Here is a 13,489-nt window from a genome sequence, read left to right as displayed (position 1 = left end):
GCGCATGCGGCCGGTCGACAACGGTATTTGTCCGTCGCTGTGAGCGGTGGCGAGAGGTCGACAGGCGGGCATCGAGCTGACGACGCGACGGATTCGGCGGCGGGGTGCCGATTGCGTAATGATGGGCCGCAAGGTCTCGTGTCGCAACGGCCCACGGCCCACGGCCCACGGCCCACGGCGCTCGGCAAGGCCGGCTGGAAGGGAAAAAGCGACCGCAATCGATCGACTGAAAATTCGAGGCTTGTCCGTCAAGCCCTCGTAGATTGCCTCGCCCGAGGGCACGTTGGGAAGACTGATCAACGCTGAATGATCTCGTGACACACGGATTCCGGATCCGGATGTTTGAGGGAGAAGTGGATCGCGTCAAGGCCAATGCGTTGCGGGTGTTCGCGCGCGGCGCCTACGGTTCTATTGCCTGCACGATATCGGCGATCTGAGCGCGTAGCCACGCATGCGCGGCATCGTCGTGCGTGCGCTCATGCCAGATCATCGACAGCGTGAAATGCGGCACATCGACCGGCAATTCCACAAGCGTGACCGGCATCGACAACGCGACGTGCTGCGCGAGGCGACGCGGCAGCACCAGCGCCATGTCGCTCTTCGCGACGACCATCGGCGCTACCAGAAAGTGCGGCAACCGCATCGCGATTCGCCGGTGCAGCCCGTGCCGCGCGAGAGCCGCGTCGACCAACTCACCGCCCCGGCCGCCGATCGTCACCAACACGTGCGACAACGCCGCGAAACGCCCAGGCGTCAGTCGCGCCGACAGGATCGGATGCCCGGTTCGAATGATGCAGACCAGGCTGTCGTCGTAGAGCGTTCGACGATAGAAGCCTGCGGGCAACGCATCGTCTTCGAATGCGCCAAGCGCGATGCCAGCCGTGCCGTCCGCCACGAGTTCGACGTTGTTGCCGCGGGACGGCGGTACTTCGAGATTCAGCCCCGGCGCGAGTTGTTCCAGTCGCGCATTCACGTCTGGAATCAGCGTTAGCGCCATGTGGTCGAGGCACGCGATCGAGAACTGCCCGCGCGCGGTGGCGGGATCGAATCTCTCGGGCGCGACGATGCTGGCCGCTTCCGCCAGCACGCGTGAGACGCGCAGCGCCAGCGATGCCGCGCGTGGCGTGAATTCCAGCCCCTTCGGCGTGCGCACGACGACGCGATCGTCGAGCAGTGTGCGCAGTCGGCCCAACGCGCGGCTTGCGGCGGGCTGAGTCAGACCGAGCCGCATGCCGGCGCGTGTGACACTGCGCTCCTTGAGCAACGCGTCGAGCAGCTTGAGTAAGTTGAGGTCGACGGAACGTAAATCCAGTTCGTGCATGCTGGACATGATCGGTATGCATTTGAGTAATGTGAGGCCAGCGTACATCATCGAAGCCATCGCTCCAACGGGTGGGGCGGCTGTCTGGAGAGCATATGTACGTTGTCACGGGTGTCACCGGGCGCACGGGAGCCGTCGCGGCCCAGGCGCTGATCGATGCAGGCGTTGCGGTTCGCGTGGTCGTGCGCGATCGCGCGAAGGCGGCGCGCTGGGTCGCGCAGGGCGCGGAGGTGGCGATCGCCGACCTGGCCGATTCGGCCGCACTGACGCAAGCGTTGACCGGCGCGCGCGGCGCGTATCTGGTCAAGCCGCCCAACTATGCGCTTGAGAATCTGTTCGATCATGCGGACGTGACGGCGCGCGCCGTTGCAGAAGCGGTCCGCGCATCGGGCCTGCCCAAGCTCGTGCTGTTGTCGTCGGTCGGCGCGGACCGGCCGGACGGCACCGGCGTGATCGCGACCAACAGGACCGCGGAGCGGCGGCTGGCCGAACTGGGAATCCCGGTCACGTTCCTGCGTGCCGCGTACTTCATGGAAAACTGGGCACGTGTTGTCGATCCGGTCCGCACGGAGGGCATCTTGCCAAGCTTGCTCACGCCGGTCGAGCGTGCCATTCCGATGGTCGCGACCGAGGATATCGGCCGCGTCGCGGCGGACGTTCTGCGTGAAGACTGGACGGGTATCCGGAAGATCGGGCTCGAAGGGCCGACGGCATATTCGCCCGGCGACATCGCGGAGATTTTTTCGCGCCTGCTGAATCGGCCGGTGCGGCCGGTCGCGCTTGAGCCGTCCGCATGGGCCGGGGTACTCGCGATGAATCCGTTCTCGATTGCTGCAATCGATGGATTCATCGAACTGAATCGAGGGCTGAACAGCGGCCATATCGATTTCGGGAGCGACCGGGCGGTCGAGCTTCGGCAAGGATGCGTGCCGTTCGAACGCGTTGCCGAGGATATCCTGCGAGCGTGACGGCGCACGTTTGCATGCGGTGCATCGCCGCAGCATCGCGTCGTTCGTGAATGACCTGCGATCAACGCGCGGCAGCACCGTGCTGCCCGGATACGGGCAGCATCGGGTACGGCGAACGACCGCAATGTGGTGAACCGCGTCACGCGCGAACCGGCTCCATCGCGGCGCCGGCCATCCCCGCGATCGCTTGCAACCTCGCCGGTCAGCGCACCGGCGCTGCCGCCGCCAGCAGGCTGCGCAGGAACACCATGATCATGTGCCCGATCGGCACTTCCGACAGGATCGACTGCTGGAGCGACAGGCCTTGCGAGAGCCCCATGAACGACACGGCCAGGACGGCCGGCGATTCGGGCGGCACCTTCTTCATCCTTGCGAAAATCTGTTCGATGCAATAGGCGAGGCCATCGCGGTGGCCGTCCAGTAACGCCTGCGACGCTGCTGCGAACGCCGGGTTGCGCCGCCCCTGAAGCTTGAACTCGACGCCCAGGACCGACCACTCGGGCTCGGCATCGACAGTCCGCGACCAAGCTTCCAGCGCATTCAATATGTCGTCCCCGGTCGCGGACGGGTCGCTCAGCGCCCGGGCGATGTCGGCCACTTGCGTCTTCGATCGCTCCCGCATCAACTCCACGAACAGCGCTTCCTTGCTCGCGAAATTCGAATAGAACGCACCCTGCGTGTAGCCGGCCTCGGCCGCGATATCCCTGAGCGACGTGGCGCCGAAGCCGCGGTCGACAAACAGCCGCTTCGCCGCGGCGAGCAAATGTGCGCGGGTCTGCAGTCGACTTTCTTCGCGGCTCAGCCGCGGCGGAAGGGGCGTCGTATTCATGGCAGGAAGGATATCAGTTGATATTTGAGATAGATACTATTACGATCGCGTTTCAAATATCACTTGATATTTGAAACGCAGGGCGCGATTGTGTCGCCGGACGTCTGCCGCGAGGATTCCCCGGGCGGACGCTCGGGTCGACGCGGGGGCGCGCACTGTGCGCGGCGGTATGTCGTTGCCCGCCTGTCGCGTGCTTCGACGCGCCGACGCGAGCCGCTTGCCGATCGAGTGGATCCCGTCGTCACGGGGCGTCGTGAAACAGTCAGTTAGTGATGCGAATCATGATGGTTCGCATGCAGATGTGGATGCGGGCATGAAGAAGATGAGCGCGAGCAAGACCTATGCACAGCTCGTAGTCGAGCTGGCCGAACTGGACGAGGAAATCGAGCGAGCACGCGCGCGCGAACGCGTCGATGCGATCGCGGCGGTTCACTCGTTGATGGATACCTATGCGATCAAGCATCGCGACCTGGTCGGCCGCAACGGCAGCCGGGGTTCGTACGTCGTGAAAGTGCTGCCGGCGCGCTATCGCGATCCGGCGAGCGGAAAGGAGTGGAGCGGGCGCGGCAATGCGCCGCTCTGGATCAGGGGCAAGGATCGTCGTCAGTTCGTCATCGTCAAGCCGCCGTCCACCGGCAAGAAAACCCGGACCGGCTGACGCACGGCGCCAGGCTACGGCGACAGAGGCTTCGCCGGTGCCTGACTCGGCGGCATGAGCACCACGAGCAGCGTCGCGCCTTCGGGTGACGGCGCCACGTACGCATGCGGCCGATGCGACGAGATCAGCGCGCGCTCACCGGCGCGCAATCGCGTCGGTTCGCCGTGCTCGAAGTGCAGATCGAGTTCGCCCGATAGCACATGACGTCGTCAGCAATCATGGGCGGGTGACGTCTCCCGCTGCGGACCGGCCGGGACTGGGCGTCGCGAGCGCTTCGTTTAGCCCCGGCCCACGAACGGCATCGCGGTCGCCATGATCGTCATGTTCAGGATGTTCGTGTCCAGCGGCAGGTTCGCCATCTGGACGACCGCGTTCGCGACATGCGTGACGTCCATGCGCGCCTCGGGCGCGAGGCTGCCGTCCGCCTGCGGGACGCCTTGCGTCATCCGTTCCGTGAGCGACGTCGCTGCGTTGCCGATGTCGATCTGGCCGCACGCGATGTTGTACCGGCGGCCATCGAGCGCCAGCGACTTGGTGATCCCGGTCACCGCATGCTTGGTGGCCGTGTACGCAATCGTGTCGGGGCGCGGCGCGTGCGCCGAGATCGAGCCGTTGTTGATGATCCGGCCGCCCTGCGGCGTCTGCGCTTTCATCAGGCGCCACGCGGCCCGCGCACACAGGAAGACACCGGTCAGGTTCGTCGCGACGACGCCGTTCCACACATCGAATTCGTATTCGTCGAGTGAAACCGGCGGGGCGTTGCGGCCGGCATTGTTGAACAGCACGTCGAGCCGGCCGAACTGCTGCGCGATCCGTGCGAACGCGTGGTCGACCGACGCTTCGTCGGTGACGTCTGCAGGAAACACTTGCGCGTCGCCGCCGGCGGTGCGGATCGCGTCCTGCGTTGCGCGCAGCGATTCCTCCGTGCGTCCGAGCAGCGCGACGGTGAATCCCGCCTGGGCGAGCGCGATGGACGCTGCGCGACCGATGCCGGAGCCGGCGCCCGTGACGGCTGCGATTTTTTTCGGGACAGACATGGCTTGATTTCCTGCTGGTTGAAAGAGGGGCAAGGCGGCCGATGACCGGGATCGTCGCCACCTTCGGCAATGTAGTCGAAATGCGCGGCGCGCAGGTTCGAGCGCATCGTAAAGCACCCTCGATGGCGCGATGGCCTCGGCTATTTCTTCCTGCCTGGCGTGGCCTTCCTTGCTCGCGCCCCCGTCTCCGCAAACAGATCGACCACCACGTCGCGCAGCCACCGGTTCCCCTCGTCCTGGTTGACCCGCGTATGCCAGAGCATGTGAATCGGCGCGCCCGGCACGGTGACGGGCAACGCGCGCCAGCCCAGCGAGAACGGTGCGGCGAGCTGCTGCGCGAGATGCTCGGGCACCGTCGCGATCAGGTCGGTGCGCTGCAGGATGTAGCCGACGCTCATGAAATGCGGCACGGTGAGCCGCACCTGGCGCGCCACGCGGCGGCGCTTCAGCCATTCGTCCACCTGGCCGTGACCGGTGCCGGCCGAGACCACGACCAGGTGCTCGGCATTGCGCCACGCGTCGACCGTCATCGGCGCTTCCTCGAGCGGATGCCCGCGCCGGAACAGGCACACATAGCGCTGATCGAACAGCCGGCGCTGATAGAAGCCGCCCTTGAGCTGCGGCAGCAGGCCGATCGCGAGATCGACGCGGCCGTCGGCCATTTCGTCGCCGAGGTTGACGCTCGTGTCGCGCACGGTATTGAGCGCGATGCCCGGCGCCGCTTGCGACAGGTGTTCGAGCAGCGCGGGCAGGAATACGACTTCGCCGATATCGGTCATGCCGATCGTCAGCGTGCGCGTGGCGCGCTGCGGATCGAAACCGGTCTCGGGATTGAGCGCGGCATGCAGCGTCGCGAGCGCGTGCGACACGGGTTCCGCGAGGCGCAGCGCGAACGGCGTCGGCACCACGCCGCCGGGCCCGCGCACGAACAGCGGATCGCCGAGCCGGCGCCGCAGCTTCGCGAGCGCGTTGCTCACGCCCGGCTGGCTCATGTTCATCTGCTCGGCGACGCTCGACACGCGCCGTTCCTGCATCAGCCGCTGGAAAAGCAGCAGCAGGTTGAGATCGATATCGCTCAATTCCATGGGGTGGGCCTCGCCGGGTTCATTGCATCCAGTGATGAAGCAGATTCCAGTCATTTTATTGCGGGATGAAAGTCCGCTCCCGAGAATACCGATACGGCCCATGCAATCGACATGACCGCTGCGCAAGCCGCAGACCCCACATCGGAATATCGGAGACACCTTCATCATGCAGACGAACCTGAAGATTGCGATCGTCGGCGCCGGGATCGGCGGCCTGACGCTTGCGCTCGCCTTGCGCGAGCACGGCATCGACGCGCAGCTCTACGAGCAGACGGAGGTGCTGCGCGAAGTCGGCGCGGCCGTCGCGCTGTCGGCCAATGCGACGCGCTTCTACGAACGCATGGGATTGCGTGCGGCCTTCGATGCGGTGTGCGCGGACATCCCGGGGCTCGTCTATCGCGACGGCCGCAGCGGCGCGGTGATCGGCCGTCATCGGGGCGACCCCGACTATCGCCGGCAATTCGGCGGCGCGTACTGGGGCGTGCATCGCGCGGATCTGCAGGCCGTGCTGTCCAAGGCGGTCGGCCTCGAATCCATTCGTCTCGGCCATCGGCTGACCGATCTCGCCCAGCATCCCGATCGCGTCACGCTGTCGTTCGACAACGGCGTGCGCGTCGACGCCGATCTCGTGATCGGAGCGGACGGCGCGCGCTCGATCACGCGGCGCTGGATGCTCGGCTACGACGATGCGCTGTATTCGGGCTGTTCGGGTTTTCGCGGCGTGGTGCCGGCCGCGCGGCTGAGCCTGTTGCCCGATCCCGAAACGCTGCAGTACTGGATCGGGCCGCACGGGCACCTGCTGCACTATCCGATCGGCGACGGCGGCGACCAGAATTTCCTGCTGGTCGAGCGTCACCCGTCACCGTGGCCGTCGCGCGACTGGGTGATGCCGTCGGAAGAGGGCGAGCAACTGCGGTTGTTTAGGGACTGGCATCCGGCGGTGCTGCAGATGATCACCGCCGTGCCGATCAGCCAGCGCTGGGGCCTGTTCTACCGGCCGCCGCTCGGCCGCTGGAGCCGCGGGCGCGTGACGCTGATCGGCGACGCCGCGCATGCGCTGGTGCCGCACCACGGGCAGGGCGCGAATCAGTCGATCGAGGATGCGGTGGTGCTGGCGGCGCAACTGGCGCAGGCCGGGCCGGGCAACTGGCGCGAAGCGCAGGAAGCGTACGAGCGGCTGCGCCGCGGCCGCACGCGCAAGGTGCAGTACGCGTCGATCTCCGTGGCCGATGTGCTGCACCTGCCCGACGGGCCGGCCGCGCAGGCGCGCAATGCGCGTCTGGCCGAGCGCGACAGCGTGCTGCATCACCTGGACTGGATTCACGATTTCGACGCGCTGGCCGGGGAGCCGAGCGAACGGCAGGGCGGCACGTGGCTTTGAGCCCGCGCGATCTTGAGCGCGCCATCCGGCGCGACAGGCGCGCCGGGATAGCGGGCGCAGGGCATGACTCCGGCCGGCGGCCCGCCGGTCACCGGCCAGCCTGACGAAAACGGGCGGGGCAGCGCCCGCCCGCCGTCATTTCACGCACTCGAGCGCGTACTTCAACCCCTGCCCGAGCAGCCCGCGCCAGACGTCCCACGTATGCCCGCCGTCGACGATGCGAAGCTCGGCCGGGTTCTGCGCGCGGCGCAGGTGCGTGTACAGCACGCTCGATTCGGCCTGGATCGTCAGGTCGTCGTCGCCGGCCGCGATGAACATCGGAATCCGCCAGCTGCGCGCGAAATAGCCGCGCATCAGCGCCGGGTAGTTGAGTTCGTGCCACACGCGCGGGTCGAACTGCCGGTCGCCGAACACGCCGACATAGCGCGCGGCGGAATTGAGCGGCGGCTCGTTCGCATAGATCGCGGGGCTCAGCAGCATCGCGCCGCAGAACAGCCCGGGTTCGAGCAGCGAGAAGCGCAGCGCGCCGAAGCCGCCCATCGACACGCCGCCGATCGCGCGGCCCGCGCGCTGGTTCGACACCGCGAAGTGCGCTTCGACCTCGGGCAGCAGGTCGTTGAGGAACGCGCTCTGCATCTTCTCCTTGCGGTCGACGTACCAGTCGGTGCCGCCCTGCGGCATCACGATCACGACCGGCGGAATCTCGCGGCGCTCGATCAGCGTGTCGGCGGTGGCCTGCAGCCGGCCCTGCGTGATCCAGTCGTTCGCATTGCCGGCGTTGCCGTGCAGCAGGTACATCACCGGGTAGCGCGCGCCTTCCGGGTTGTAGCCGGGCGGCAGGTAGACCGTGTACGACCAGTCGCGCTTCAGCGACGCCGACCGGAACGTGCGCAGCACGACGCTGCTGCCCGGATTGAGGGCGGGTTCCTGGGCGGCTGACGGGGTCGTCGCGGTCTGGACGGCCGGCGGCGGCGCGGGCGAACCCGCCGGTGCGGGCGGCGTGGCGCGGGCCGTGGCGATGGAGCCGGCGATCAGGGCGATGGCGAACGGAAGGGCGAGTCGGCGCATGTCGAATCGTTTCAGGAGAGGCGCCGGCTATCGTAGCAGCGGCGCATGAAGGCGCGGCGCGTCATCGCCGCGAACGGAACGGCAGCCGCGCGACGAGCGGCCCGTAGAGTTTGGCGACGAGATACAGCAGGCCCATTGCGACGACGTCGGCGGTCAGGCCGAGTTTCACGTCGAGATAGCCTTCGGTCGCCTGGTAGAGCACCGAATCGACCGCGAGCGAGATGGCGGTGCCCGCGACGAAGCACAGCAGCCCCTGCCGGCCGATCGTGCCGATCCACGGCATCGCGTGCGCGACCTTCTTCATCCAGCCGAGGTGCACGAGCTTGGCCGCGAGCCACGCGATCGCGAGGAAGTTCGCGAGCCGCAGCGCGCCGAGGTTCTGCTTGATCGACGGATCGGTCGGGAACGGCTCGACGCGCAGCCGGTAGTACGCGCCGGCCGCGACTATCGCGAGCGCCGCGGCCGTCAGCAGCCAGCCCTGCGGCTTCGGTGCGAGCGTCTGGTAGACCGGCTGGCAGCGCGCGATCACGCCGAGCACGAACAGGAACTGCCACGCGAACGGATTGAAGTCCCACGGCGCGCCTTCGACGGTCGGCAAAAAGCGCGCGACGTGCGGCGCCGCGTACCACAGCGACCCGCTGAACGCGAGCAGCAGCCACGGCTGCGTGCGCGCGAGCGGCAGCGCGAGCGGGACGAGCAGCGCGAAGAACGCGTACATCGGCAGCACCGACGCGAGGTACGGCTGGCGGCGGAACAGCAGGATGTCGCGCAGCGCGGCGAGCGGCTTGTGGAGCAGGCCGTCGAGATCGTTGGTCGGCATGTTCGGGCCGTCGATCGCGAACGCGTTCAGCGCGGCCGTGATCAGCAGCATCAGGCCGGCCGTCACGAGGAACGCGCGGTAGATCTCGAATGCGCGCCGGATGAAGCGCTGGCGCGCGGCGGCCTCGTCGTGCCGCTCGGCGAGCGAGTTGTACGCGATCGCGGTGGCGAAACCGCCGAGGAACACGAAGACTTCGGCCGCGTCGCACAGCGCGTACGCATGCAGCGTCACGCGCGACAGGATGCTGCCGCCGATGTGATCGACGACGATGACGAGCAGCACCAGGCCGCGGAAGAAATCGAGTTCGGCGTAGCGGCCGGCCCGGGCCGGTGCGGTCATCGGGCCGCCTCCCGGCGCGGGCCGCGGGCACGGCCGGCGCGCGCCGCGCGTGAATCGGGGTGAAGCATGACTTCGTGAAGAAATGACGAACGGATGCGCATTGTGCCACCGATGCGGCGCACACCGGGTTTACGCGGATGGCCGCCCGTCCTGCCGCTGCCGATAAGCCGGGGCAGGCAGTCTGCGCAACGGGGCAGTTGGACGAGCGCAACGGTTTGCGCAGGGTTCACTTGCCCCGATGGACGGACGGTTTGCGACGTGACACCATTTTGACCTCACGCGGCCGCACACCGCGTCGTCCGCCCTGCGGGCCACACATACAACAGACCAAACATTCGCCGGGCGCTCGACCCGCCCGGCCCCCGGCTCCGGAGATCCGTCATGAAGAAGCACGTCATTTTTGCCGCCGCGCTGGCCGCTTTCGCCGCGCCGGTCTTCGCCCAGAACAGCGTGACGCTGTACGGTGTGATCGACGAAGGCTTCAATTACACGAACAACGTGAACGTCAATGGGGTCGGAAAAACGAATTACCAGCTCGCGAGCGGCTATGCGCAGGGCAGCCGCTGGGGCCTGAAGGGCAGCGAGGATCTCGGCGGCGGGCTGAAGGCGATCTTCACGCTGGAAAACGGTTTTGACGTGAACAACGGCCGGCTCGGCCAGGGCGGCCGCATGTTCGGCCGCCAGGCGTTCGTCGGGCTGAGCGCGCCGCGCTTCGGCACGCTGACCTTCGGCCGCCAGTACGACTCGGTGGTCGACTATCTCGCGCCGCTCACCGCCAACGGCAACTGGGGCGGCACGCTGTTCTCGCACCCGTTCGACAATGACAACACGGACAACTCGTTCCGCGTCAACAACACGGTCAAGTACGCGAGCGCCGACTGGAACGGCCTGACGTTCGGCGGCACGTACAGCTTCAGCAACAGCACCGGCTTCTCGAACAACCGCCAGTACAGCCTCGGCGCGCAGTACTCGCTGGCCGGGCTGCAGGTTGCGGCTGCGTATCTGCAGGCGAACAACCCGGGCGTCGGCAGCGCGGGCGCGATCTCGGCGGATGACGCGAACTTCGTCGCCGACCGCCTGCGGATCTTCGGCGGCGGCGTCAACTACACGTTCGGCCCGGCCACGGTCGGCCTGGTCTACACGAAGACGGACGTGAAGAACCCGGTGTCGACCGTCTACCTGCCGGCTTCGACGTTCGCCGGCCTCGGGCTGACCGCGACGAAGTTCCAGAACATCGAGATCAACGGCAAGTACCAGCTCACGCCCGACTTCTATCTCGGCGCGCAATACGTGTACACGGACGGCAAGTACGATGCGGCGGCCGGGACGTTCAAGCCGAAATACCACACGGTTGGCCTGATGGCCGACTACAGCCTGTCGAAGCGCACCGACGTGTACCTGCAGGGCGCATGGCAGAAGGTTGCCGGCGACAAGACCGGCACGGCGGCCGACGGCGGCTACGTGGTCGGCACCGACGGCCCGTCGGCGTCGTCGAATCAGTTCGCGGTGCGCGCCGCGATCCGCCACAAGTTCTGATCCTGATCGGGCGGTGCCGGGGCCGCGTGCGCCGGCGCCGGCTGCGGTCAATCCGCCCGGGGCGTGGCGCCGAGGGTTTCCGCAAGCCAGTCGACGAAGATCCGCACGCGCGGCGCGAGATGCCGGCCGGTCGGAAACACCACCGATACGGGCAGCGGCTCGGCATTCCATTCCGGCAGCACCTCGACCAGCGAGCCGTCGGCGAGCAGCGGCCCGAGCCCTTCGCGCGGTGCCTGGATCAGCCCGAGGCCCGCAAGACAGCACGCGAGATACGCCTGCGAGCTGCTGACCGATACGATGCTGCGCATCTTTACCGCGTGCAGCTGGCCCGTATCCATATCCGCATATTCCCAGTCCAGTTCGCGGCCCGTGCGGCTCGAGAAATAGCCGACCGCGACGTGGTCCGGCAACTCGTCCGGCGAGCGCGGTGTGCCGTGCCGCTCGAGATAGGCGGGCGCCGCGCAGTTGATCTGCGCCAGTTCGCCGATGCGCCGCGCGACGAGCGACGTGTCGGACATCGCGCCGACGCGCACCGCGCAGTCGATGCCGTCGGCGACGAGGTCGGCGAAGCGGTCGGTCGTGCCGATCACGACACGCAGGTCGGGGTAGCGCGCGTGGAAACCCGGCAGCGCCGGAATCACCTGGTTCAGCGCGAAGCGCTCGGGCAGGTCGACGCGGATCGCGCCGCGCGGCGTCGTGCCCGCGTCCTCGAACAGCGTTTCCGCATCGTCCAGGTCGGCCAGGAGCCGTACGCAGCGCTCGTAATAGGTCGCGCCTTCGGCCGTCAGCGCGACACGCCGCGTCGTGCGCTGCAGCAGGCGGATCTTCAGGTGCTTTTCCAGATACTGGACGGCGTTGCTGACCGTCGGGCGCGGCAGTTGCAACTGCTCGGCCGCCTTGGTGAAGCTGCCGAGATGGGTGACGCGCGCGAAGATGCGCATTGCTTGCAGATGGTCCATGCGGGGCGGATGCGTGGGTGGAGGGGAGCAGGCTCCATTGTTAATCAGCGTCGAATGGTTTGGTTGAGTGTTTCACGTTTATCGCGTGTCGCGATGCGTCCAGAATCCGGCCTGTTCATTCATCACTCAAGGAAACGGACATGGAAACGCGTGAACTGGGCCGGACGGGCCCGCGGGTGTCGGCACTCGCGCTCGGCTGCATGGGGATGTCGGACTTCTACGGGCCGGCCGACCGCGACGAAAGCGTCGCGACGCTGCACGCGGCACTCGACCACGGCATCACGATGCTCGACACCGGCGATTTCTACGGGATGGGCGACAACGAGATGCTGATCCGCGATGCGCTGCGCGGCCGGGCACGCGACCAGGTGCTGATCAGCGTGAAATTCGGCGCGCTGCGCGATCCGGCCGGCGGGTTTGCCGGCTACGACGCGCGGCCGGCGGCGATCCGCAACTTCGTCGCGTACTCGCTGAAGCGGCTCGGCACCGACTACATCGACATCTACCGGCCGGCGCGCGTCGATCCGGCGGTGCCGATCGAGGACACGATCGGCGCGATCGCCGATCTCGTGAAGGCCGGGTACGTACGACATATCGGCCTGTCGGAAGCCGGCGTCGACACGATCCGCCGCGCGGCGGCCGTCGCGCCGATCTCCGACCTGCAGATCGAATATTCGCTGCTGTCGCGCGGCATCGAGGCCGCGATCCTGCCGGCGTGCCGCGAACTCGGGATCGGCGTGACGGCGTACGGCGTGCTGTCACGCGGGCTGCTCGGCGGGCGCTGGAGCACGACGCGGCAGGGGGAGCGCGATTTCCGCGCGGCGAGCCCGCGCTTCCAGGGCGAGAACCTCGCGCACAACCTCGCGCTCGTCGACGCGTTGCGCGCAATCGCCGACGAGAAGGGCAGCAATCCCGCGCAGGTCGCGATCGCGTGGGCGCTGTCGCGCGGCGGCGATGTCGTGCCGCTGATCGGCGCGCGCAAGCGCACGCAGCTTCAGGACGCATTGCAAGCGGCTGAGATGCAACTAACGGTCAATGATATCGCTCGCATCGAAACGGCGGTTCCCGCCGGGGCGGCTGCCGGTGAGCGTTATCCGGCCGCACAGATGGCGCACCTCGATAGCGAGCAGGGGCGGGGGGCGTCTCACGGGAGCTGATCGTTGGTGGTAGCGGTGGCGTTTCGTGCGGTCTGAACAATCCGTCGCTTTCTTATATTTTTCCGGGAGGGTAATCAGCTAAATGCCAGACGTGAAAGGGGCGTCGTGTTGTGCCGCGTAGGGACTTCTTGCTGAAGTCGGCGAGCCGCAGCACGGCATCGCGTATCGGCGATCATGGACAGCGTGCCCAGATCGGACTGGGCCGGGCGTCGCGTCGCGCATGATTCGTCACCACGTGCTGCCTACATGGGCACCGGCGAGCCAGTCGGTTGGGTTCCGAATTTTACCTTTTTGCATTTCGATGTCCTTCGGGTGTCCGGGCAATCCGCCC

General features: G+C 67.3%; 13 protein-coding genes. 5 read left to right on the top strand and 8 right to left on the bottom strand.

Annotated elements, in window-relative coordinates; genetic code table 11:
• Positions 1 to 400: 400 nt before the first annotated feature.
• Positions 401 to 1,330 (bottom strand): LysR family transcriptional regulator, encoded by a 930-nt coding sequence (locus tag LGN17_RS16565; RefSeq protein ID WP_226197757.1) that lies wholly within the window; start codon positions 1,328 to 1,330, stop codon positions 401 to 403.
• 86 nt (positions 1,331 to 1,416) lie between these two features.
• Here LGN17_RS16565 and LGN17_RS16560 point away from each other — a divergent pair, with 86 nt between their 5' ends.
• A complete protein-coding gene (locus LGN17_RS16560; protein ID WP_226197756.1) occupies positions 1,417 to 2,289 on the top strand; it encodes an NmrA family NAD(P)-binding protein in 873 nt (290 codons plus the stop codon).
• 202 nt (positions 2,290 to 2,491) lie between these two features.
• On the opposite strand, the gene LGN17_RS16555 is transcribed toward LGN17_RS16560, so the two are convergent.
• Positions 2,492 to 3,118, bottom strand: coding sequence for a TetR/AcrR family transcriptional regulator (locus LGN17_RS16555; RefSeq protein WP_226197755.1), 627 nt, complete (start codon positions 3,116 to 3,118; stop codon positions 2,492 to 2,494).
• Positions 3,119 to 3,335: 217 nt separating this feature from the next.
• On the opposite strand from LGN17_RS16555, the gene LGN17_RS16550 reads away from it, so the two are divergent.
• Positions 3,336 to 3,776, top strand: a complete 441-nt coding sequence (locus LGN17_RS16550; protein WP_226197754.1) for an H-NS family nucleoid-associated regulatory protein — start codon at positions 3,336 to 3,338, stop codon at positions 3,774 to 3,776.
• Positions 3,777 to 3,790: 14 nt separating this feature from the next.
• Here LGN17_RS16550 and LGN17_RS36875 read toward each other — a convergent pair whose 3' ends face one another.
• The 3 genes from LGN17_RS36875 to LGN17_RS16535 form a co-directional block, all read right to left on the bottom strand.
• Positions 3,791 to 3,976, bottom strand: a complete 186-nt coding sequence (locus LGN17_RS36875; RefSeq protein WP_226197753.1) for a cupin domain-containing protein — start codon at positions 3,974 to 3,976, stop codon at positions 3,791 to 3,793.
• Positions 3,977 to 4,054: 78 nt separating this feature from the next.
• Positions 4,055 to 4,813 (bottom strand): SDR family oxidoreductase, encoded by a 759-nt coding sequence (locus LGN17_RS16540; protein ID WP_226197752.1) that lies wholly within the window; start codon positions 4,811 to 4,813, stop codon positions 4,055 to 4,057.
• 140 nt (positions 4,814 to 4,953) lie between these two features.
• Positions 4,954 to 5,898, bottom strand: a complete 945-nt coding sequence (locus LGN17_RS16535) for a LysR family transcriptional regulator (protein ID WP_226197751.1) — start codon at positions 5,896 to 5,898, stop codon at positions 4,954 to 4,956.
• Between the two features lie 166 nt (positions 5,899 to 6,064).
• Between LGN17_RS16535 and LGN17_RS16530 the strand changes: the two genes are divergently transcribed.
• Positions 6,065 to 7,279, top strand: a complete 1,215-nt coding sequence (locus LGN17_RS16530; protein ID WP_226197750.1) for an FAD-dependent monooxygenase — start codon at positions 6,065 to 6,067, stop codon at positions 7,277 to 7,279.
• A 135-nt stretch (positions 7,280 to 7,414) separates the two neighbouring features.
• Here LGN17_RS16530 and LGN17_RS16525 read toward each other — a convergent pair whose 3' ends face one another.
• Both LGN17_RS16525 and LGN17_RS16520 read right to left on the bottom strand, forming a co-directional pair.
• Positions 7,415 to 8,347 (bottom strand): alpha/beta hydrolase, encoded by a 933-nt coding sequence (locus tag LGN17_RS16525; protein ID WP_226197749.1) that lies wholly within the window; start codon positions 8,345 to 8,347, stop codon positions 7,415 to 7,417.
• 61 nt (positions 8,348 to 8,408) lie between these two features.
• Positions 8,409 to 9,506, bottom strand: coding sequence for an OpgC domain-containing protein (locus LGN17_RS16520; protein ID WP_226197748.1), 1,098 nt, complete (start codon positions 9,504 to 9,506; stop codon positions 8,409 to 8,411).
• Positions 9,507 to 9,887: 381 nt separating this feature from the next.
• On the opposite strand from LGN17_RS16520, the gene LGN17_RS16515 reads away from it, so the two are divergent.
• Positions 9,888 to 11,042, top strand: coding sequence for a porin (locus LGN17_RS16515; RefSeq protein WP_226197747.1), 1,155 nt, complete (start codon positions 9,888 to 9,890; stop codon positions 11,040 to 11,042).
• A 47-nt stretch (positions 11,043 to 11,089) separates the two neighbouring features.
• Here LGN17_RS16515 and LGN17_RS16510 read toward each other — a convergent pair whose 3' ends face one another.
• Complete coding sequence (locus LGN17_RS16510; protein ID WP_226197746.1) at positions 11,090 to 12,001, bottom strand: LysR family transcriptional regulator; 912 nt, start codon at positions 11,999 to 12,001, stop codon at positions 11,090 to 11,092.
• A 140-nt stretch (positions 12,002 to 12,141) separates the two neighbouring features.
• On the opposite strand from LGN17_RS16510, the gene LGN17_RS16505 reads away from it, so the two are divergent.
• On the top strand, positions 12,142 to 13,158 hold the full coding sequence (locus tag LGN17_RS16505; RefSeq protein WP_226197745.1) for an aldo/keto reductase: 1,017 nt from the start codon (positions 12,142 to 12,144) through the stop codon (positions 13,156 to 13,158).
• The last annotated feature ends 331 nt before the right edge of the window (positions 13,159 to 13,489 follow it).

It is taken from the genome of Burkholderia sp. AU30280 (genome assembly GCF_020420125.1).
In the GTDB taxonomy this organism is placed as follows: Bacteria; Pseudomonadota; Gammaproteobacteria; order Burkholderiales; family Burkholderiaceae; genus Burkholderia.
The sequence above is the reverse complement of the archived record's forward strand: the minus strand, read 5'-3'. Positions and strand labels throughout refer to the sequence as shown.